Here is a 19,821-nt window from a genome sequence, read left to right on the forward strand (position 1 = left end):
CAATCCATTTTCATCCGCCACCGGGTGCTTTCGTCGTTACCCCGTAAAAAAGGGATTGTGACGGGTTTTGGTCGGATGGAGTGAATTATTGTATACAAAAATATTCTTCATTGTGTTCTATTTGTTGTATTGGTTTTTCACTTGCCCACGTGGGCTTCTAACAACAAGAGGACCTTTGGATGAACGTTCTGAGCTTGAAAGTAGCGGTGAGCCTGGTGAATGGCGCGCTGGCGGCCGGCCGCAGGATTTCGGCGGCGCCGCTGACCGTGGTGGTGCTCGATGCCGGTGGGCACCTGCTGACTCTGCAGCGCGAGGACGGCGCCAGCCTGCTGCGTCCGCAGGTGGCGATGGGCAAGGCGTGGGGCGCGATTGCGCTGGGCAAGGGCTCGCGCCTGCTGGCGCTGGACGCGCAGCAGCGCCCGGCGTTCTTTGCCGCGCTCAACGGGTTGGGCCAGAGCCCTGTGGTGCCGGCGCCGGGTGGGGTGCTGATTCGGGATCAGAGCGGGGCAGTGCTGGGCGCGATCGGCATCAGCGGTGATACGTCGGATATCGACGAGCAGTGCGCGATCAGTGCGATCGAAGAGGCGGGGTTGACGGCGGATGCGGGGGTAGCGGCTTAAGGCCCTATCGCGGGTCAAGCCCGCTCCCACAAAGATCACTGGTGTTTTTGTGGGAGCGGGCTTGACCCGCGATGCAGTCGCCGCTATCTGTCAGGCGTCCGGCGCACAGCCCTTGAGCACCAGCCGGATGATGGTCTGCGCCGCCGCCTCGTAGTCGCTGTCCTCGAGCTTGGCCTTGCCGGTAACCACCGAGATCTGCCAGTCGAAATCGGCATAGGTCTGGGTTGCAGCCCAGATGCTGAACATCAGGTGGTGCGGGTCGACCGGCGCGATCAGGCCGCGTTCGATCCAGCCCTGGATGCATTCGATGTTGTGACGTGCCTGCACGTTGAGCTGCTCGACCTGGCTGGCGCTCAGGTGCGGCGCGCCGTGCATGATCTCGCTGGCGAACACCTTGGACGCGAAGGGCAGGTCGCGGGAGATGCGCACCTTGGAGCGGATGTAGGCACTGAGCACCTCTTGCGGCTCACCGTCGGCATTGAACGGGGTGGAGGCCTGCATGATCGGCTCGATGATGCTTTCGAGCACCTCGCGGTAGAGGTTTTCCTTGGATTTGAAGTAGTAGTAGACGTTGGGCTTGGGCAGGCCGGCCTTGGCCGCGATGTCGCTGGTCTTGGTGGCAGCGAAGCCCTTGTCGGCGAACTCCTCGCTGGCGGCCCGCAGGATCAGTTCTTTGTTGCGCTCGCGAATGGTGCTCATGGTGGCGCTGTTCCTTGTATCTGGCCGCGTGCGGCAACAGGCCTGGGCAGGCGGTTGCGCATGGTAGCACCGCGTTCGCGAAGCGCTCAAGGTCGCCCCTTTTGCCCATCGACAGGCTAAGCTTGGCGCCATCTCACCTCAATGGAACATGAATCATGGCTGCAAGCAGTTTGCTGGTACTGATCGACGATATCGCCACGGTACTCGACGATGTCTCGGTCATGACCAAGGTCGCGGCCAAGAAGACCGCCGGCGTACTGGGTGATGATCTGGCCCTCAATGCCCAGCAGGTCACGGGTGTGCGCGCCGAGCGGGAACTGCCGGTGGTGTGGGCGGTGGCCAAGGGCTCGTTCCTGAACAAGCTGATCCTGGTGCCGGCTGCGTTGCTGATCAGCGCATTCATCCCGTGGGCGGTAACCCCGCTGCTGATGCTCGGCGGCGCCTACCTGTGCTTCGAGGGGTTCGAAAAGCTCGCGCACAGGTTTCTGCACAGCGCCGAGGAGGCCAAGGCCGGGCATGCGGCATTGACCGAAGCAGTGGCCAACCCGGCGGTCGACCTGGTGACGTTCGAGAAAGACAAGATCAAGGGCGCGGTGCGTACCGACTTCATTCTCTCGGCCGAGATCATCGCCATCACGCTGGGCACCGTGGCCGATGCGCCACTGCCCCAGCAGATCATCGTGCTGTCGGGCATCGCGATCGTGATGACGATCGGCGTGTACGGGCTGGTGGCGGGGATCGTCAAGCTGGATGACCTGGGCCTGTGGCTGACGCAAAAAGCCTCGCGTGCAGCCAAGGCCATCGGCAACGGCATTTTGAGTGCGGCGCCCTACATGATGAAAAGCCTGTCGGTGATCGGCACCGCAGCGATGTTCCTGGTAGGTGGCGGGATTCTGGTGCATGGCATCGCGCCGCTGCATCATGCCATCGAGGCCTTCGGCGAAGGGCGTGGCGGGGCGCTGACGACGGCCTTGCTCAATGCCGGCGTGGGCGTAGTGGCGGGGGCTGCGGTGCTGGCGGTGGTTGCCGTGGTGGGCAAGCTCTGGAAGGCCATCCGGGGCTGATGGCCTCTTCGCCGGCAAGGCCGGCTCCTACAGGAGTGAGCCGTCTGTAGGAGCCGGCCTTGCCGGCGAAGAACGCAACCCGGTCAGAAGTGCACTTTCACCAGCAGGCTCGCGGTGTTCTGGTCGGTATCGAAGGCGTCGCTGTCCTTGATGCCGTACTTGTCTTTCCAGTAGTCGTATTCGAAACCGACGTACAGCTGTTTTTCGCCCAGGTTCAGGGCCTTGCCCAGGTCATACTTGATCTGCGGGTTGAAGTGCAGGTTGGAATGATAGGTGCCGCGACGCCGGGTTTCGTCGTTGTCCACCACCCAGTCCATGTAGCCGTCGATCAGGATGTCCGACTTGCCCACGGGAATGGTGTACGACCACACCGGGGTGATCTGCCATACGTTGTCACCGGCGCGGCTGCCCTCGGTGTGGCGCTGGTAGAAGTTGAGCTGGAAGTAGTCGAAGCCGGGGATGGCCAGGTCGAAGCCTGGGCCGATCAGGTACGACTCGTTGTCTCCCTCGCCAAACTCGTAGGTCATGGCCAGCAGCACATCCTTGACCGGGCCGAACTCCAGTTTCTGGTCGAAGATCTTGCCGAACGACAGGCGCGGGGTGAACTCGCCGTAGTAGGTGTTCGGGCCGACGTTGCCGTCCTTCTTGCCGTTGTAGAAGATCTTGTCGATGAACAGGAAGTTGTCGCCGTACTTCCAGGCATCGGCGTGCTCGAAAGTGAAGGTCTGCTGGATCTGCGGGTTGACCGTAAAGTCCTTGCCGTAGAGGTAGGTCAGGCTGTTGTTCTGCCACTGCAGCAGGTCACCGGCGGTGGCGGTACTTGCCGCCAGCAGGCCGCCTGCAAGCATCAGGCTGTTGGTAATGCGCATTGCGTGCTCCCTTGATTGATTCGGCACTCTGTGTCGGCGCCGTTCTGGTTCAACGTGTTGTCTTTTTGGTCAGCTTTTTTCGATCGGCCACAGCGCGTTCGCAAGAGCTGAGCCAACCTTGGCGGGTTGGCGCAACGGGCCTGCTCGACGTCTTTCTGAACAGTTGAACAAGGGGTGTGAGGCTGGCAATACGCTTACCAACCGCCCGAATTCATTGACTGAGCGGTCAGTAAACGCAGGTAGGAGGGGTCCTACCCTGAGCGAGGGGGCGCGCAGATTACTGGCTTGCGCGCCGTCCCTCAAGTGCTCCGTTATGGAGCGTGTGCGACAAAAACTGTGCGTTCGATCAGGTTTTAGAAGTGAACCTTGATCAGCGCACTGGTCACGCTCTGGTTGGTCTTGAGGCGATCGCTGTCCTCGATGCCGTATTTGTCCTTCCAGTAGCTGTATTCGATACCCACGTACAGCTGCTTGGCGCCGATGTTCAGCGCCTTACCCAGGTCGTACTTGACCTGCGGGTTGAAGTGCAGGTTGGCGTGGTAGGTGCCGCGACGGCTTTCGTCGTTGTCCACCACCCAGTCCATGTAGCCATCGATCAGCAGGTCGGACCGGCCCATGGGGATGGTGTAGGAGAACGCCGGGGTGATCTGCCACACGCGATCACCCGGGCGGCTGCCTTCGGTGTTGCGCTGGTAGAAGTTGAGGGTGAAGTAGTTGAAGCCGGGGATGGCCAGGTCGAAGCCCGGGCCGATCAGGTAAGCCTCGTTGTCGCCTTCACCGGTTTCGTAGGTCATGGCCAGCAGCACGTCCTTGATCGGGCCGAACTCCAGCTTCTGGTCGAAGATCTTGCCGAACGACAGGCGCGGGCTGATCTCGCTGTAGTAGGTGTTCTTGCCCTTGTTACGGTCTTGGCCGCCGTTGTAGAAGATCTTGTCGACGAACAGGAAGTTGTCGCCGTACTTCCATTTGTTGGCGTGCTCGAAAGTCACCGTCTGCTGGATCCGCGGGTTGACCTGAAAGTCCTTGCCGTACAGATACGTCAGGCTGTTGGTGTGCCAGAGAAGCAGGTCCTCCGCTACCGCAGGAAGCGTGGCCAGCAAGCTGCTGCCCAGCAAGAGGGAAGAGGTGATGCGTTTCATGTGGTTATTCCCGGCTATTGTTATTGTTGGATTGCGGTTTTTTCGGCGCAAACGCGCCCCGAGCGGCCCACTCCCAGGGGCCGACGGTACTGCGTGGTGCTCGGGTTGATCGGGGCGGCAGGCGCCGCCCCGTGTATCAGTGCTGGTGCACGGCGTCGTTGTGCGCGGCGCGTTCGGCGCCGCCCAATACGTTGAACAGCAGGTTCAGTACCAAGGCACTGACGGTGGCCATGGCGATGCCGCTGTGGGTGATCGGCTCCATCCATTGCGGCATCTGCGCGAAGAACTCCGGACGTACCACCGGGATCAGGCCCATGCCGACGCTGACGGCCACCAGCAACTGGTTGCGTCGGTCGCCGATGTCGGCCTCCTGCAGGATCTTGATGCCGGTGGCCGCGACCATGCCGAACATGGCGATGGAGGCGCCGCCCAGTACCGCCGGCGGGATCGAGGCAATCAGGAATGCCGCCTTGGGCAGCAGGCTGAGCACGATCAGGAACAGCCCGGCCACCACGGTCACGTAGCGGCAGCGCACGCCGGTCATCTGGACCAGGCCGATGTTCTGTGCGAACGAGGAGTGGGTGAAGGTGTTGAAAAAGCCTGCCACGAACGAGGCGCCGGCGTCCCAGAACAGGCCGCGACGCAGCATGCCCGGGGTCACTTCACGCTCGGTGACCTTGCCCAGCGCCAGGAACATGCCGGTGGACTCGACGAAGATGATCACCACCACCAGGCACATCGACAGGATCGGCGCCAGGCTGAAGGTGGGCATGCCGAAGTGCAGCGGGGTGACCACCTGTACCCAGGGGGCCTGGGCCAGGCCGCTGAGGTCGACCATGCCGATGGCGCCGGCAATGATGTAGCCCAGGCCCATGCCGATCAGTACCGACACGTTCACCCAGAAGCCACGCGTGAAGCGATTGATCAGCAGGATGGTGGTCAGCACCAGGCCGGCCACGGCCAGGTAGATCGGCGAGCCGAACGGCGCGGCCGCCGCGCCGCCGCCGGCCCAGTTGACGGCGACCGGGAACAGCGACAGGCCGATGGAGGTAATCACCGTGCCGGTGACCAGTGGCGGGAAAAACCTCACCACCTTGGACATGAACGGGGCGATCAGCATGCCGAAGAAGCCGGCGGCGATGGTCGCGCCGAAAATCCCCTGCAGGCCCACGCCGGGCATGCCGGCCATGGCCACCATGCTGCCGACGGCGGCGAAGCTGGCGCCCATCATCACCGGCATGCGGATGCCCAGTGCGCCAATGCCGAGCGACTGGACCACGGTGGCGACACCGGCGACCAGCAGATCGGCATTGATCAGGAATGCGATTTCTTCACGAGAGAGCCCGGCGGCCTGCCCGATGATCAGCGGCACCGCAATGGCACCTCCGTACATCAGCAGAACATGTTGCAAACCCACCAGGATCAGTTGCAGCAGGGGCAGTGGCTGTCGTGGCGGCGCAACGGGGATGTACGCCTTGCGTGACTCGGACATGCAGCACCTCAGGTTTTGTTTTTATTCTGGGTAGCTGCAGGCTCAGGCGCCCTGCTTGCGAAGAAGCAGGAGGCCGCGCCTGGCTTGCAGCTTGTAGCTTGCCGCTTGAAGCTTGTATCAGTTGGTTGGAGCACCCTTGGCGATCCATGCACCAATCAGTTCACGTTCCTGCTGGGTCATCTGGGTGATGTTGCCCAGGGGCATGATCTGGCTGGCGACGGCCTGTGCCTGGATGCGTGGGGCCAGTTGCTGGATCTGTTGCGGGGTATCGAGCATCACGCCGGCCGGGGCGGCACTGAACAGCGGGCTGGTCGGCTTGGCCGAATGGCACACGGTGCAGCGTTCCTGGATGACGCTGTGGATCTTGTCGAAGTTGCCGCTGTCCGCCGCAGCGGTGGCAGTGGCGGGCGCTTCGGCCGGGGTGGCGGCAGGTGCCGGGTTGGCGGCCTGTTCGGCGGCTTTCTCGGCAGCGGTCTTGCCACCCAGTGCGGTTTCCGGCAGCGGCTGGTACTGGACCTTGGCAGCGGCCTGCTCAGGGGCGGTCGGCATCGGCTTGGGGCCGGTGACGTAGGCCAGGCAGATCATCGCCAGGGCGCCGACGGGCAGGGTCCAGGCGTACTTGGCGCTGTCGTGGCGGGTGTTGAAGTAGTGACGCACCAGCACCGCTGCAATCGCGATCCCGGCCAGGATCAGCCAGTTGTACTGGCTGCCGTAGGTGCTCGGGAAGTGGTTGCTGATCATGATGAACAGCACCGGCAGGGTGAAGTAGTTGTTGTGGCGCGAACGCAGCAGGCCCTTGGCCGGCAGGGTCGGGTCGGGGGTTTCGTTCTTCTCGATGGCGGCGACCAGTGCACGCTGGGCCGGCATGATGATGCGGAACACGTTGCCGACCATGATGGTGCCGATGATCGCGCCGGTGTGCAGGTACGCACCACGGCCGCTGAACACCTGGCTGAAGCCGTAGCAGGCCGCAATGATCAGCACGAACAGCACCAGGCCGAGCAGGCCGGGGCGCTTGCCCAGGGGCGAGTCGCACAGCACGTCGTAGATGAACCAGCCGGCGATCAGCGAACCGACGCCGATGGCGATGCCTTCACCACCGCTCAGGGTGCTGCCGGGGGCCAGCAGGTAGACGCTGGGGTTCCAGTAGAACACCAGGCACAGCAGGGCAATACCCGACATCCAGGTGAAGTAGGCTTCCCATTTGAACCAGTGCAGGTTCTCCGGCATTTTCGGCGGGGCCAGCTTGTACTTTTCCAGGTGGTAGATACCGCCACCGTGAATCGCCCAGAGGTCGCCCGACAGACCGTCGCGCGGGTTGGCCCGGTTGAGGTTGTTCTCCAGCCATACGAAATAGAACGACGCGCCGATCCAGGCCACGCCAGTGATCATGTGAACCCAGCGCACGCTCAGGTTCAGCCATTCCAACAGATGTGCTTCCACAGTCTTTACCTCTTGCCGGTCACCGCAGGCCAGTGACCGACCTTCTCTTATTGGTGGGGTGCGAGGATCAGTTGCTCATCCTCATTGAAGAAATGTTCGTCGCAGTTGTTGCCGGAACCGCTGCGATCAACCACCAGGAAGTCATCCCGCTTTTCGATCGTCAGCACCGGGTGGTGCCAGACGCCGCGATGGTAATTGATGCCCTGCCTGCCATTACTGACAAAGGCGCGGACAAGACCCGATACAGGTACATCGCCAACGGGCGCGACCACGATCAGAAAGGGATTGCCGAGCAGCGGGATGAAGGCCTGGCTGCCCAGCGGATGGCGCTCCAGCATGCGCACGGTCAGCGGCATGTCCTGCGCGTCGGCGCGGAAGATGCTGATGATGGCGGAGTCCTCGGGCTGGGCGGTTTCTACCGTGGCCAGCTTGTGGAAGCGCATGGTCGAACCGTTGTTGATCATGAAGTGGTCGCTGCCGTCGGTTTCGATCACGTCACCGAAAGGGGCGAAGGCTTCTTTGGTCAGGGGCTCAATCACTAAAGTGCGCATGCGGGTGTTCTCTAATTATGTGTTGTCGGGGCTTTGGCGATTGCCGGCAGGCCAGTGCCTGCCAAGGCGCGCCGGTTACAGCTGCTGCAGGCGGAACAGGGCGATCAGGTTGATCTGCGCCAGGGCTTCCTTGAACTCGGCCTCGACCGAGTTGTGGATGCGTTTCTCGAACGAGGCGAGGATCTGGTGCCGGTTGCTGCCTTTTACCGCCATGATGAACGGGAACTGGAACCTGGCCTTGTAGGCGTCGTTGAGTTCGGTGAAACGGGCGAACTCTTCGGCGGTGCACTGGTGGATGCCGGCGCCAGCCTGTTCGTTGGTGCTCGATTCGGTCAGTTCGCCCTGGACGGCGGCTTTGCCGGCCAGGTCCGGGTGAGCATTGATCAGGGCCAGCTGGCTGGCGTGATCGGCGCTGAGCAGGATGTCGCTCATGCGCTGGTGCAGGGCTTCGATCTGGTCCAGCTCGTGCAGTTGGCCCAGGTCGTAGGCTTTTTCGGCGACCCACGGCGAGTGCTCGTAGATGTCGGCGAAGGCGGCGACGAACGCGGCACGGTCCAGGGTCGAAGGCTTGAGGGTCTTGAAGTCGGTCATTTGGCGCTCTCGGCTTGGAAAGGGTGGGTGGCATGCCAGTGGCGGGCGATGTCCACGCGCCGGGCGAACCACACCTGCTCATGGCTCTTGGCGTACTCCACGAAGCGCTTGAGCGCGGCGATGCGTGCCGGGCGGCCGATCAGGCGGCAGTGCAAGCCGATCGAGAGCATCTTCGGCGCCTCGGCACCTTCGGCGTAGAGCACGTCGAAGGCGTCCTTGAGGTACTGGAAGAACTGCTCGCCACAATTGAAGCCCTGCACCTGGGTGAAGCGCATGTCGTTGGTGTCCAGGGTGTAGGGGATCACCAGGTGCGGCTTGCCGGTGGGGTTGTTGGGTTCCCAGTAGGGCAGGTCGTCGTCGTAGGTATCGCTGTCGTAGAGGAAGCCGCCTTCCTCCATCACCAGGCGGCGGGTGTTGGGCCCGGTACGGCCGGTGTACCAGCCCAGGGGGCGCTCGCCGGTGAGGTCGGTGAGAATGCGGATGGCCTCGAGCATGTGCTCGCGCTCCTGGTTCTCGTCCATGTACTGGTAGTCGATCCAGCGGTAGCCGTGGCTGCAGATCTCATGGCCGGCGGCGACCATGGCGCGGATCACGTCGGGGTGGCGCTGGGCGGCCATGGCCACGGCAAACACGGTGAGCGGCACGCCGGTGTCTTCGAACAGCTTGAGCAGGCGCCACACACCGGCGCGGCTGCCATACTCGTAAAGCGATTCCATGCTCATGTTGCGGGCGCCCTGCAGGGGCTGCGCCGAGACCATCTCGGAAAGGAAGGCTTCGGATTCCTTATCCCCGTGAAGAATGTTGCGTTCGCCACCTTCTTCATAGTTGAGCACGAAAGACAAAGCGATGCGGGCATTCCCCGGCCAGCGCGGATGGGGTGGGTTGTTGCCGTAACCGATCAGGTCGCGAGGATAATCAGCGCTCACTGCAGCCTTCCTTCTTGTACGTGAAAACGGGGGTGTGGTGTCTGAGTCAGGTCATCGGCCACAACGATGGAGTGATTGTATACAACTTTATTGACGATTTGTAAGCCTGTTTTTTCGCATTTCTTCCGCCATTTGGCCTTGAAAAAGGTTGCAAGAAACCTGCCTGATTGGTCAGTAAATGACGATAGCGTCCGCCAGGCGCGCGGCTTTGCGACTGATGGCGTATTTACAGGGCACGCTCGGCAGGCTAACAAAATCGTCGAATTTATTGTGTACAATTTTAGCTGAAAATGTCTTAATAATCCGACAGCCGCACGCTGCCCTGCTTCATCCCGGTGCCGTGCGGGTATTTTTTGCCCATAGATTGAAACGAGGCGCACGCAATGGGACGTTTGACCACGCATGTACTGGATGCCGCACATGGCTGCCCTGGCAGCTCGATCAAGGTCGAGCTGTACCGGGTCGAAGGCCAGCAGCTTGAGCTGGTGAACACGGCGCTGACCAACAGCGATGGCCGTTGCGATGCGCCACTGCTGCAGGGTGAGGATTACCGCAGCGGTGTGTACCAGCTGCAGTTCAGTGCCGGTGACTATTATCGTGCCCGTGGTGTGCAGTTGCCGGAGCCGGCGTTCCTGGATGTGGTGGTGCTGCGTTTCGGCATCAGCGCCGAGCAGGATCACTACCACGTGCCGTTGCTGATCTCGCCGTACAGTTACTCGACCTATCGCGGAAGCTAGTTGGTCGCTAGATGAATCTTCGTAGGTCCTTGCCCGCTCTCACTGGCGGGCTTTTTTTTGCCTCGGATTCGAGGGCGTGCCTGCAGGGCTGTTCGCTGGCAGAGCGGCACAGGCAACAAAAAGCCCCGCCCGAAGGCGAGGCTCCTTGAACCGACGCAGTGCTTACAGGAACACGAACTTGGCCACAAAGATCGCACACAGCACCCACAGGCTCGCCGAGATCTCCCTGTAGCGCCCGGTGCCGGCCTTGAGCACCACATAGGTGATGAAGCCCAGCGCAATGCCGTCCGCCACCGAGAATGTCAGCGGCATCATGATCGCCGTGACGATCGCCGGAATGCTATCGGTGGCTTCATCCCAGTTGATGTGCGCCATGCTGCCCATCATCAACATCGCCACATAGATCAGTGCGCCGGCGGTGGCATACGCCGGGATCATGCCCGCCAGCGGCGCAAAGAACATCGCCGCGACGAACAGCAGGCCGACCACCACGGCCGTGAGCCCCGTGCGCCCGCCGGCCGCCACACCTGCAGCACTTTCCACGTAGCTGGTTACTGGCGGCACACCCACCACTGCACCGAACACGCTCGATGCACTGTCGGCCTTAAGCGCCCGTGACAGGTTTTCGATGCGCCCCTCGGCGTTCACCAGGTTGGCGCGCTGGGCCACGCCCATCAGCGTGCCGGCGGTGTCGAACATGTGCACGAACAGAAATGCCAGTACCACGCTGATCATGCTGACGTTGAACACGCCCGCCACGTCCATGGCCATCCAGGTGGGCGCCAGGCTCGGCGGCAGCGAGAACACGCCGCCATATTCCACCAGGCCCAGGGCCCAGCCGGCCAGTGTCACGGCGATGATGCTGATCAGGATCGCGCCGAACACCCGGCGGTAGCTGAGCACGGCAATCATCAGGAAGCACGCCGCCGCCAGCAGCGGGCCAGGCTCGTGCAGCGAACCGAGCTTGATCAGGGTGGCTGGGCTGGCGACGATGATGCCGGCCGTCTTCAGACCGATCACCCCGAGAAACAGCCCCACACCCGCGCCCATGGCGTGACGCAGGCTCAGCGGGATGCTGTTGAGCAGCCATTCGCGCACCCGCGACAGCGTCAGCAGCATGAACAGCACACCCGATACGAACACCGCACCCAGCGCGGCCTCCCAGGTGTAGCCCATGGTGCCGACCACGGTGTAGGTGAAAAAGGCATTCAGCCCCATGCCGGGTGCCAGGCCCACCGGCCAGTTGGCATACAGGCCCATCAGCAGGCAGCCGAGCGCCGCCGCGATGCAGGTGGCCACGAACGCGGCGCCGTGGTCGATGCCGGCGTCGGCCATGATGTTGGGGTTGACGAAAATGATGTAGGCCATGGTGATGAAGGTGGTTACACCCGCGATCAGTTCGGTCCTGACAGTGGTGCCGTGCAGCTTGAGTTTGAAAATCCGCTCCAGCCAGCTCGTTTCGAGCGGTGGGGCAAGATCCAGCGTAGGGGCTTGGGGTTTGCGGCTTTCCACAGCGTGTACTCCTCACGTCTTTTCTTGTTGTTCAGAGCTTGTCCTGCGCATTGACTGGGGGCTCTGCGAGGGGGAGGGCATGGCGACCGGACCTGTTGTTGACCTTCGGGTCAGGAAGTTGCACGGCTGGATTATGCGTTTGTATACAAATAATGCAAATAATGTTTTTGTCGGTGTGTGCAGGTAAATTGTCGCCACGGCTATAACGTGATGGCACTCTGCAGAAATCGCCAAGCCTGTGTACAATGCGTCAATACCATGAACGTCTAATTTTCTATCCAGGACTTGCCATCGCCCTACTGGCTGGTATTACAGTCAGGGTCCGATAGGTGGATCTCCGTGCTCGAGCGCCCATGAACGAACAGCTGCAACCCCTCAAGAAACCCACGCGCACCGGCAAGGCCGGTCGTAGCGGCACCCAGGACGATATCGTTTACGCGCACATATTCGAGGCAATCCTCGAACAACGCCTGGCGCCGGGTACCAAGTTGAGTGAGGAAGCCCTGGGCGAGATCTTCGGCGTCAGCCGCACCATCATCCGGCGTGCGCTGTCGCGCCTGGCCCACGAAAGCGTGGTGCTGCTGCGCCCCAATCGCGGTGCGGTAGTGGCCAGCCCGACCGTCGAAGAGGCGCGTCAGGTGTTCTTTTCGCGGCGCATGGTCGAGCGTGCCATCACCGAACTTGCAGTGGAGCACGCCACCGCCGAGCAGTTGAACGAACTGCGCCAGATGGTGCGCGACGAGCGCGACAGCTTCTCGCGCGGCGACCGGGGTGCCGGCATTCGCCTGTCTGGCGAGTTTCACCTCAAGCTGGCGGAAGCGGCGGGCAATGCACCGCTGATCAGCTTCCAGCGCAGCCTGGTATCGCAGACTTCGCTGATCATTGCCCAGTACGAAAGCGGCAACCGCTCGCACTGCTCGTATGACGAGCACATGCAACTGATCGACGCTATCGAGGCGCGTGATGCGGCCCAGGCGGTGAGCCTCATGATGCACCACATGGACCACATCGACAGCAAGCTCAACCTCGACGAGGAGAGTGCGTCGGATGACCTGCACGCGGTGTTTTCGCACCTGCTGCAAACCAAGAAGCGCGGCAGTTCGGTGCCGGCAAAGGGCTGATACCGCGTCGCCTGCAATCGCGGGTCGAGCCCGCTCCCACAGGATTGTCTCGGTCCTTGTGGGAGCGGGCTTGACCCGCGATGCTTTCAGGGCTGCTGGCACTTGAGCCAACCTCTGCTAGATTTCTATCTGTTGCACTCCCGCAAACCTTCATCAAGCAGTTGGGCTTGCGCTTCAGGCGTACCACTTCTTGAGGACTGACTGATGTCGATGCCCATGAGCAAACGCATGGGAGCTGAATTGATAGGGACGTTCTGGTTGGTGTTGGGGGGTTGTGGCAGCGCGGTACTGGCTGCGTCTTTTCCGATCGGCATTGGCCTGGTCGGTGTCTCCATGGCCTTCGGGCTGACTGTGCTGACCATGGCATTCGCCATCGGTCATATCTCCGGTTGTCACCTCAACCCTGCGGTATCGCTGGGCCTGGTCGTGGGCGGGCGGTTTCCGCTCAAGGACCTGGTGCCGTACGTGATCGCCCAGGTGGTGGGCGCCATCCTGGCTGCCGGTGTGATCTACCTCATCGCCAGCGGCAAGGCCGGCTTCGAGCTGTCGAACGGGCTTGCCTCGAACGGCTATGGCGAGCATTCGCCGGGGCAGTACTCGCTGGGGGCAGGTTTTGTCAGCGAGGTGGTGATGACCGCGATGTTCATTCTGATCATCATGGGCGCCACCGATTCACGGGCGCCGGCCGGCTTTGCGCCGATCGCCATCGGGCTGGCGCTGACGCTGATCCACCTGGTGTCGATACCGGTTACCAACACGTCGGTGAACCCGGCACGCAGCACCGGGCCGGCGCTGTTCGTCGGTGGCTGGGCGCTGCATCAGCTGTGGCTGTTCTGGGTGGCGCCGCTGATCGGGGCAGTGATCGGCGGCGCGTTGTACCGCGGCCTGTTTCGAACGCCTTAGCGCTGGTGCACGCTGCGCCCGGCGGCAAAGGTTTCGCGAATGGTACGGTCGTCGCCCAGGGTGGTCAGCACGAACAGGGTCTCCTCGATGCTGCCGGACTGCTGGAGACGGTAGTCCAGCAGCGGGGTGGCCTTGTAATCGAGCACGATGAAGTCGGCGTCGCTGCCCGGTTGCAGGGTGCCGATGCGCTCCTCCAGGTTCAATGCCCGCGCACCGCCCAGGGTGGCCAGGTACAGCGACTTGAACGGGCTCAGGCGTGCGCCCTGCAACTGCATGACCTTGTAGGCTTCGTTCAGGGTGTACAGCAGCGAGAAGCTGGTGCCGGCGCCCACGTCGGTGCCCAGGCCGACCTTGACCTTGTGCTGCTCGGCCTGGGGCAGGTTGAACAGGCCGCTGCCCAGGAACAGGTTGGAGGTCGGGCAGAACGCCACGGCCGAACCGGTCTCGGCCAGGCGCTGGCATTCGGCATCGCACAGGTGAACGGCGTGGGCGAACACCGAGCGCTCGCCCAGCAGTTCGAAATGGTCGTACACATCCAGGTAGCCGCTGCGCTCGGGGAACAGCGCCTTGACCCACTCGATCTCCTTGAGGTTTTCGCTCAGGTGGGTGTGCAGGTACAGGTCCGGGAACTCCTTGAGCAACTGGCCGGCCAGGGCCAGCTGTTGCGGGGTGCTGGTGGGCGCAAAGCGCGGGGTCACCGCATAGTGCAGGCGGCCCTTGCCGTGCCAGCGCTGGATCAGCGCCTTGCTGTCGGCGTAGCCCGACTCGGCGGTGTCGGTCAGGTAGTCGGGGGCGTTGCGGTCCATCATCACCTTGCCGGCGATCAGGCGCAGGTCCAGGCGCTCGGCTTCCTCGAACAGGGCGTTGACCGAGGCAGGGTGCACGCTGCCGAACACCAGCGCCGAGGTGGTGCCGTTGCGCAGCAGCTCCTTGAGGAACAGCTTGGCCACCTTGTCGGCGTGAGCCTTGTCTTCGAACTGGCGCTCGCACGGGAAGGTGTAGGTGTTCAGCCAGTCCAGCAACTGCTCGCCGTAGGAGCCGATCATGCCGGTCTGCGGGAAGTGGATATGGGTATCGATGAACCCCGGGGTGATCAATGCGTCCTGGTAGTGCACCACTTCGATGTCGGCGTCCAGGCCTGGCAGCAGTTCGCTGGCGTGGCCGATGGCGCTGATCTTGCCCTGGTCGATGACCAGCAGGCCGTCTTCGAAATATTCATACGATGCTTCGACGCCCACCTCGGCAGGGTCGGCGAGGCTGTGCAGCAGGGCGGCACGGTAGGCTTTGCGGGTTGCGCTCATGTGGCTCTCGTCAAATGGCTTGGCTGCGCCGTGACGGCGGCAGCAGTTTGGCAATGGGTTGGGTGGTGGCCGAGCCGGTATGCTGGCCGAAGTTCGCGTTGTAGGTGGCGATGATTTCGGCGGCGATGGACACGGCGATCTCGATCGGCAGCTTACCCTTGACCTCGGCCAGGCCCATCGGGCAGCGCATGCGTGCCAGGCTGTCGGCGGCAAAGCCGCGCTCGCGCAGGCGGTGCTCGAACTTCACGCGCTTGGTCCTGGAGCCGATCAGGCCGAACCAGGTGAAATCGTTGCGCTTGAGGATCGCGGCGGTCAGTTCCAGGTCCAGTTGATGGTTGTGGGTCATGACGATGCAATAGCTGCCGGCGGGCAGTTCATCGACCTCGTCGACCGGTTCCTCGCTGACGACCTTGCTCACCCCCGTGGGGATGGTGTCGGGGAATTCCTGCTCGCGCGAATCGATCCAGCGTACCCGGCAGGGCAGCGCGGCGAGCAAGGGTACCAGAGCGCGGCCGACATGGCCTGCGCCGAATACCGCGATCTGCGCCTGCACGCCGCCCATGGGCTCGAACAGCAGCACGGTGGCGCCGCCGCAGCACTGGCCAAGGCTGGCGCCGAGGCTGAAGCGCTCCAGGTGGGTGGTTTCGCGGCCTTCGGCAAGCATCTGCCGGGCGATGTGCATGGCCTTGTATTCCAGGTGCCCACCGCCGATGGTGTCGAACAGCTGGGTCGCGCTGACGACCATCTTCGAGCCGGCATTGCGCGGGGTGGAGCCCAGCTCTTCGATGATGGTCACCAGCACGCAGGGTTCGCCCCGGGTGTGCAGGTCGGACAGGGCGTTGATCCAGGTGTGCATAGTCGGTTGCCTCTTCAGTGCCTGATCGGGCCTCTTCGCCGGCAAGGCCGGCTCCTACAGCAATCACGCCCTGTAGGAGCCGGCCTTGCCGGCGAAGGGCGCACTACGGTGTAACGGTTTCCACCTCGGCAGCTGCCTGCCGGCCCGCCACCACCTTGCGCATCTGCTCGCAGCCCCACAGCACCCGCTCGGGGGTGGCCGGGGCATCGATCTGCGGTTGCTCGCGATAATCCGCCAGGCTGGCCACTGCATCCTTGATCGCGCACCACGGCGCGATCCCCAGCATGAACGGCGGCTCGCCCACCGCCTTGGAATGGAACACCGTGTCCTCGGGGTTCTTGCGGTTCTCCACCAGCTTCACCCGCAGGTCCACCGGCATGTCCGCCACCGCCGGGATCTTGTAGCTGGCCGGGCCGCTGGTCATCAGCTTGCCCTTGGCGTTCCACACCAGTTCCTCGGTGGTCAGCCACCCCATGCCCTGGATGAACCCGCCCTCCACCTGGCCAATGTCGATGGCCGGGTTCAGCGAGGCGCCCACGTCATGCAGGATGTCGGTGCGCAGCATCTTGTACTCGCCGGTCAGGGTGTCGACGATCACCTCGGCGCACGCCGCGCCGAAGGCGAAGTAGTAGAACGGGCGCCCGCGCGCCTGGCTGCGGTCGTAGTAGATCTTCGGGGTCTTGTAGAAGCCGGTGCTCGACAGCGACACCTGGGCAAAGTAGGCCTGCTGCACCAGGCTCTCGAAGGTGAGGATTTCATCGCGCACGCGCACGTGCCCGTTGCGAAACTCGACGTCTTCTTCACTGACCTTGTACTGGCGCGCGGCAAACTCCACCAGGCGCTGCTTGAGGATTTCGGCCGCGTTCTGCGCCGCCTTGCCGTTCAGGTCGGCGCCGCTGGACGCCGCCGTGGGCGAGGTGTTGGGCACCTTGTCGGTGTTGGTGGCGGTGATCTGTATGCGGCTGAAGTCCACCTGGAACACTTCGGCCACCACCTGGGCCACCTTGGTGTTCAGGCCCTGGCCCATCTCGGTGCCGCCGTGGTTGAGGTGGATGCTGCCATCGGTGTAGATGTGCACCAGCGCACCGGCCTGGTTGAGAAAGCTGGCGGTGAACGAGATGCCGAACTTCACCGGGGTCAGCGCCAGGCCCTTTTTCAGCACCGGGCTGTTGGCGTTGAAGCGGCGGATCGACTCGCGGCGCTGCTGGTAGTCGCTGCTGGCTTCGAGCTCGGCAGTGATCTCCTCGAGCATGTTGTGCTCGACCGTCTGGTAGTAGTGGGTGACGTTGCGCTCGGTCTTGCCGTAGTAGTTGGCCTTGCGTACCGCCAGCGGGTCCAGTGCCAGGTGGCGGGCGATGCGGTCCATCACCTCTTCGATGGCAACCATGCCCTGCGGGCCGCCAAAGCCGCGGTAGGCGGTATTGGAGGCGGTGTTGGTCTTGCAGCGGTGGCCGTTGATGGTGGCGTCGCCCAGGTAGTAGGCGTTGTCGGAGTGGAACATCGCACGGTCGACGATCGAGGCCGACAGGTCCGGCGAGCAGCCGCAGTTGCCGGCCAGTTCCAGGTTGATGCCATGCAGGCGGCCGCTGTCATCGAACCCCACGTCGTATTCGATATAGAAGGGGTGGCGCTTGCCGGTCATCAGCATGTCCTCGACCCGTGGCAGGCGCATCTTGGTCGGCTGCCCGGTCAGGCGCGCGATCACCGCGCACAGGCAGGCGGGGCTGGCGGCCTGGGTTTCCTTGCCGCCGAAGCCGCCGCCCATGCGACGCATGTCCACCACGACCTTGTTCATCGGCACGTCCAGCACTTCGGCCACCAGCTTCTGCACCTCGGTGGGGTTCTGCGTGGAGCAGTACACGATCATGCCGCCATCCTCGGTGGGCATCACCGAGGAGATCTGGGTTTCGAGGTAGAAGTGCTCCTGGCCGCCGATATGCAGGGTGCCCTGTACCCGATGCGGGGCGCTGGCCAGCGCGGTGACCGAATCGCCGCGCTGGTGGGTGTGGCTGTCGAGCACGAAATGCTTCTTGCGCAGGGCCTGAACCACATCCAGCACCGGCTCCAGGTCTTCGTATTCGATGATTGCGGCCATCGCTGCGCGGCGGGCGGTGTCCAGGTCGCAGGCGGCCACGGCCAGCACCGGCTGGCCGACGAACTCGACGGTGTCGATGGCCAGCAGCGGGTCGCCCGGCAGCAGCGGGCCGATGTCCTTCAGGCCCGGGATGTCTTCGTGGGTGATGGCGATGCGCACGCCTTCGATGGCGTAGCACGGGCGGGTGTCGATGCTCAGCACCCGGGCATGGGCGCGGTCCGACAAGCGAGCGTACACATGCAACTGGTTGGGGAATTCGAGGCGGTCATCGATATACACCGCCTCGCCGGACACATGCTTGTCGGCGCTGTCGTGCTTGATGCTGCGCCCGACGCCACTGGTCAGGCCCTGGGCGAACAGCTCGGCCAGTTCGGCCTGGCTCCTGGCCACGTGAGGATGGTTAGACATAGGCGGTCACCCGGGTTTCGATGTGCGGCGTGTGCAGTTCGATGAAGTACTTGCGCAGCAGGTTCTGCGCGCCGAGCAGGCGGTATTCCTTGCTGGCCCTGAAGTCTGACAGCGGGGTGAAGTCTTCGCCCAGCGCCTGGCAGGCGCGCTCGATGCCGGCCTGGTTGAACGGCTTGCCGAGCAGGGCGGCTTCACAGGCGCGGGCGCGCTTGGGGATGGCGGCCATGCCGCCGAAGGCGATACGGGCCTCGGCCACCACGCCGTTGTCGATGCGCAGGTTGAAGGCGGCGCACACCGCCGAAATGTCGTCGTCCAGTCGCTTGGACACCTTGTAGGCCCGGAACGCCCAGGCCAGGTTGGCCCGCGGCACGATGATCTTCTCGATGAACTCGCTGTCCTGGCGTGCGGTGATGCGGTAGTCGATGAAATAGTCCTCCAGCGCCAGGGTGCGTGTGTCCTGACCCCGGCGCAGCACGATCTGCGCACCCAGGGCGATCAGCAGGGGCGGCGAATCGCCGATCGGCGAGGCGTTGCCGATGTTGCCGCCCAGGGTGCCCTGATTGCGGATCTGCAGCGAGGCGAAGCGGTGCAGCAGTTCGCCGAAGTCGGGGTATTCACGGCTCAGCGCGTCATAGCAGTCGGTGAGCGGTGTGGCGGCGCCGATTTCCAGGCGATCGTCAAAGGCCTCGACCCGCTTCATCTCGGCGACGTTGCCCACGTAGATCATCACCGGCAGGGTCTTGTGGAACTGCGTGACCTCCAGCGCCAGGTCGGTGCCGCCGGCCAGCAGGCGGGCTTCGGGGTGCGAGCCGTACAGCTCGGCCAGGTCGGCCACGGTCAGCGGCACCAGGCAGCGCTTGTCGCCGCTGTTGAGTTCGCCGGTTTCCTTGGGCGCAATCGCCTGGAGCCGGGCGATGGTCTGTGCCTGGGCGCTGTCGAACTGGTCGGGGGCGGCCTGGCAGCAGGCCTGCTCGGCGGCTGCCAGGATCGGCCGGTAGCCGGTGCAGCGGCACAGGTTGCCAGCCAGGGCCTCCTGGGCGCGGTGCAGGTCGGGGGCGTCGCTGTTCTTCTGCAGGGCGAACAGCGACATCACGAAGCCCGGGGTACAGAAGCCGCATTGCGAGCCATGGCAGTCGACCATGGCCTGCTGCACGCTGTGCAGCTTGCCCTGGTGCTTGAGCCCTTCGACGCTGATCAGCTGCTTGCCATGCAGGGACGAGACGAACGTCAGGCACGAATTGAGGCTGCGATAACGCAGGTGCTGCCGGCCGTGTTCATCTGCAGCCAGTTCACCGACCACGACGGTGCAGGCGCCGCAATCGCCGCTCGCGCAGCCTTCCTTGGTACCGGGTTTGCCCAGGTGCTCGCGCAGGTACTCGAGCACCGTCAGGTTGGGGTCCAGGGCATGCTCACTGCGCAGCTCCTGGTTGAGTAGAAACTGGATCACGGAAGGCCTCACAAGCGAATTATTGTTGTTGAGTGGACGGGGTCGAC

At 63.3% G+C, this 19,821-nt stretch carries 18 protein-coding genes; 5 read left to right on the forward strand and 13 right to left on the reverse strand.

Annotated elements, in window-relative coordinates:
- The first annotated feature begins 179 nt into the window (after positions 1–179).
- Complete coding sequence (locus N0B28_RS08265) at positions 180–620, forward strand: heme-binding protein (RefSeq protein ID WP_054915601.1); 441 nt, start codon at positions 180–182, stop codon at positions 618–620.
- 90 nt (positions 621–710) lie between these two features.
- On the opposite strand, the gene N0B28_RS08270 is transcribed toward N0B28_RS08265, so the two are convergent.
- Positions 711–1,319 (reverse strand): TetR/AcrR family transcriptional regulator, encoded by a 609-nt coding sequence (locus N0B28_RS08270; RefSeq protein WP_043862341.1) that lies wholly within the window; start codon positions 1,317–1,319, stop codon positions 711–713.
- A 155-nt stretch (positions 1,320–1,474) separates the two neighbouring features.
- On the opposite strand from N0B28_RS08270, the gene N0B28_RS08275 reads away from it, so the two are divergent.
- Positions 1,475–2,383, forward strand: a complete 909-nt coding sequence (locus tag N0B28_RS08275) for a DUF808 domain-containing protein (RefSeq protein ID WP_054915600.1) — start codon at positions 1,475–1,477, stop codon at positions 2,381–2,383.
- Positions 2,384–2,466: 83 nt separating this feature from the next.
- On the opposite strand, the gene N0B28_RS08280 is transcribed toward N0B28_RS08275, so the two are convergent.
- The 7 genes from N0B28_RS08280 to puuE all read right to left on the reverse strand — a co-directional run bounded on the left by N0B28_RS08280 (position 2,467) and on the right by puuE (position 9,394).
- Positions 2,467–3,252: an outer membrane protein OmpK gene (locus tag N0B28_RS08280; protein ID WP_043862344.1), complete on the reverse strand. Its 786-nt coding sequence runs from the start codon at positions 3,250–3,252 to the stop codon at positions 2,467–2,469.
- A 353-nt stretch (positions 3,253–3,605) separates the two neighbouring features.
- Positions 3,606–4,391 (reverse strand): outer membrane protein OmpK, encoded by a 786-nt coding sequence (locus tag N0B28_RS08285; protein WP_043862345.1) that lies wholly within the window; start codon positions 4,389–4,391, stop codon positions 3,606–3,608.
- 136 nt (positions 4,392–4,527) lie between these two features.
- Positions 4,528–5,883 carry a nucleobase:cation symporter-2 family protein gene (locus N0B28_RS08290; RefSeq protein ID WP_275731426.1) on the reverse strand — a complete coding sequence of 452 codons (1,356 nt, stop codon included), beginning with the start codon at positions 5,881–5,883 and terminating at the stop codon, positions 4,528–4,530.
- 117 nt (positions 5,884–6,000) lie between these two features.
- Positions 6,001–7,326 carry a urate hydroxylase PuuD gene (locus tag N0B28_RS08295; RefSeq protein WP_043862347.1) on the reverse strand — a complete coding sequence of 442 codons (1,326 nt, stop codon included), beginning with the start codon at positions 7,324–7,326 and terminating at the stop codon, positions 6,001–6,003.
- A 47-nt stretch (positions 7,327–7,373) separates the two neighbouring features.
- Positions 7,374–7,877, reverse strand: coding sequence for an ureidoglycolate lyase (locus N0B28_RS08300; protein ID WP_043862348.1), 504 nt, complete (start codon positions 7,875–7,877; stop codon positions 7,374–7,376).
- 75 nt (positions 7,878–7,952) lie between these two features.
- The gene (gene uraD / locus N0B28_RS08305) at positions 7,953–8,468 is read right to left on the reverse strand and encodes a 2-oxo-4-hydroxy-4-carboxy-5-ureidoimidazoline decarboxylase (RefSeq protein WP_043862349.1); all 516 of its coding nucleotides are present in this window, start codon (positions 8,466–8,468) and stop codon (positions 7,953–7,955) included.
- Positions 8,465–9,394: an allantoinase PuuE gene (gene puuE, locus N0B28_RS08310; RefSeq protein ID WP_043862350.1), complete on the reverse strand. Its 930-nt coding sequence runs from the start codon at positions 9,392–9,394 to the stop codon at positions 8,465–8,467. The genes uraD and puuE overlap by 4 nt, the downstream gene beginning before the upstream one ends.
- A gap of 383 nt (positions 9,395–9,777) precedes the next feature.
- Between puuE and uraH the strand changes: the two genes are divergently transcribed.
- Positions 9,778–10,131 carry a hydroxyisourate hydrolase gene (gene uraH, locus N0B28_RS08315; protein ID WP_043862351.1) on the forward strand — a complete coding sequence of 118 codons (354 nt, stop codon included), beginning with the start codon at positions 9,778–9,780 and terminating at the stop codon, positions 10,129–10,131.
- Positions 10,132–10,293: 162 nt separating this feature from the next.
- On the opposite strand, the gene N0B28_RS08320 is transcribed toward uraH, so the two are convergent.
- Positions 10,294–11,613, reverse strand: coding sequence for an NCS2 family permease (locus N0B28_RS08320; protein ID WP_213085891.1), 1,320 nt, complete (start codon positions 11,611–11,613; stop codon positions 10,294–10,296).
- Between the two features lie 383 nt (positions 11,614–11,996).
- Between N0B28_RS08320 and N0B28_RS08325 the strand changes: the two genes are divergently transcribed.
- Positions 11,997–12,764 (forward strand): GntR family transcriptional regulator, encoded by a 768-nt coding sequence (locus N0B28_RS08325; protein ID WP_043862353.1) that lies wholly within the window; start codon positions 11,997–11,999, stop codon positions 12,762–12,764.
- 204 nt (positions 12,765–12,968) lie between these two features.
- On the forward strand, positions 12,969–13,667 hold the full coding sequence (gene aqpZ / locus N0B28_RS08330; protein ID WP_054915596.1) for an aquaporin Z: 699 nt from the start codon (positions 12,969–12,971) through the stop codon (positions 13,665–13,667).
- On the opposite strand, the gene guaD is transcribed toward aqpZ, so the two are convergent.
- The 4 genes from guaD to xdhA all read right to left on the reverse strand — a co-directional run bounded on the left by guaD (position 13,664) and on the right by xdhA (position 19,774).
- Positions 13,664–14,968: a guanine deaminase gene (guaD, locus tag N0B28_RS08335; RefSeq protein ID WP_058542039.1), complete on the reverse strand. Its 1,305-nt coding sequence runs from the start codon at positions 14,966–14,968 to the stop codon at positions 13,664–13,666. The genes aqpZ and guaD overlap by 4 nt on opposite strands.
- A gap of 10 nt (positions 14,969–14,978) precedes the next feature.
- Positions 14,979–15,824, reverse strand: a complete 846-nt coding sequence (gene xdhC, locus N0B28_RS08340; protein ID WP_054915594.1) for a xanthine dehydrogenase accessory protein XdhC — start codon at positions 15,822–15,824, stop codon at positions 14,979–14,981.
- A 103-nt stretch (positions 15,825–15,927) separates the two neighbouring features.
- A complete protein-coding gene (xdhB, locus tag N0B28_RS08345) occupies positions 15,928–18,327 on the reverse strand; it encodes a xanthine dehydrogenase molybdopterin binding subunit (protein ID WP_078480256.1) in 2,400 nt (799 codons plus the stop codon).
- On the reverse strand, positions 18,320–19,774 hold the full coding sequence (xdhA, locus tag N0B28_RS08350; protein WP_078480255.1) for a xanthine dehydrogenase small subunit: 1,455 nt from the start codon (positions 19,772–19,774) through the stop codon (positions 18,320–18,322). Before xdhA ends, xdhB begins: the two co-directional genes overlap by 8 nt.
- Between the last annotated feature and the right edge of the window lie 47 nt (positions 19,775–19,821).

This window comes from Pseudomonas sp. SD17-1 (assembly GCF_029201585.1).
Classification (GTDB): Bacteria; Pseudomonadota; Gammaproteobacteria; order Pseudomonadales; family Pseudomonadaceae; genus Aquipseudomonas; species Aquipseudomonas palmensis.

What these genes read in the sequence shown, in the direction of transcription:
- uraH (WP_043862351.1), top strand. Translation starts at nt 9,778, where the DNA reads ATGGGACGTTTGACCACGCATGTACTGGATGCCGCACATGGCTGCCCT.
- N0B28_RS08280 (WP_043862344.1), bottom strand. Translation starts at nt 3,252, where the DNA reads ATGCGCATTACCAACAGCCTGATGCTTGCAGGCGGCCTGCTGGCGGCA.
- N0B28_RS08275 (WP_054915600.1), top strand. Translation starts at nt 1,475, where the DNA reads ATGGCTGCAAGCAGTTTGCTGGTACTGATCGACGATATCGCCACGGTA.
- guaD (WP_058542039.1), bottom strand. Translation starts at nt 14,968, where the DNA reads ATGAGCGCAACCCGCAAAGCCTACCGTGCCGCCCTGCTGCACAGCCTC.
- uraD (WP_043862349.1), bottom strand. Translation starts at nt 8,468, where the DNA reads ATGACCGACTTCAAGACCCTCAAGCCTTCGACCCTGGACCGTGCCGCG.
- xdhC (WP_054915594.1), bottom strand. Translation starts at nt 15,824, where the DNA reads ATGCACACCTGGATCAACGCCCTGTCCGACCTGCACACCCGGGGCGAA.
- aqpZ (WP_054915596.1), top strand. Translation starts at nt 12,969, where the DNA reads ATGTCGATGCCCATGAGCAAACGCATGGGAGCTGAATTGATAGGGACG.
- N0B28_RS08300 (WP_043862348.1), bottom strand. Translation starts at nt 7,877, where the DNA reads ATGCGCACTTTAGTGATTGAGCCCCTGACCAAAGAAGCCTTCGCCCCT.
- N0B28_RS08270 (WP_043862341.1), bottom strand. Translation starts at nt 1,319, where the DNA reads ATGAGCACCATTCGCGAGCGCAACAAAGAACTGATCCTGCGGGCCGCC.
- xdhB (WP_078480256.1), bottom strand. Translation starts at nt 18,327, where the DNA reads ATGTCTAACCATCCTCACGTGGCCAGGAGCCAGGCCGAACTGGCCGAG.
- N0B28_RS08290 (WP_275731426.1), bottom strand. Translation starts at nt 5,883, where the DNA reads ATGTCCGAGTCACGCAAGGCGTACATCCCCGTTGCGCCGCCACGACAG.
- N0B28_RS08285 (WP_043862345.1), bottom strand. Translation starts at nt 4,391, where the DNA reads ATGAAACGCATCACCTCTTCCCTCTTGCTGGGCAGCAGCTTGCTGGCC.
- N0B28_RS08325 (WP_043862353.1), top strand. Translation starts at nt 11,997, where the DNA reads ATGAACGAACAGCTGCAACCCCTCAAGAAACCCACGCGCACCGGCAAG.
- N0B28_RS08265 (WP_054915601.1), top strand. Translation starts at nt 180, where the DNA reads ATGAACGTTCTGAGCTTGAAAGTAGCGGTGAGCCTGGTGAATGGCGCG.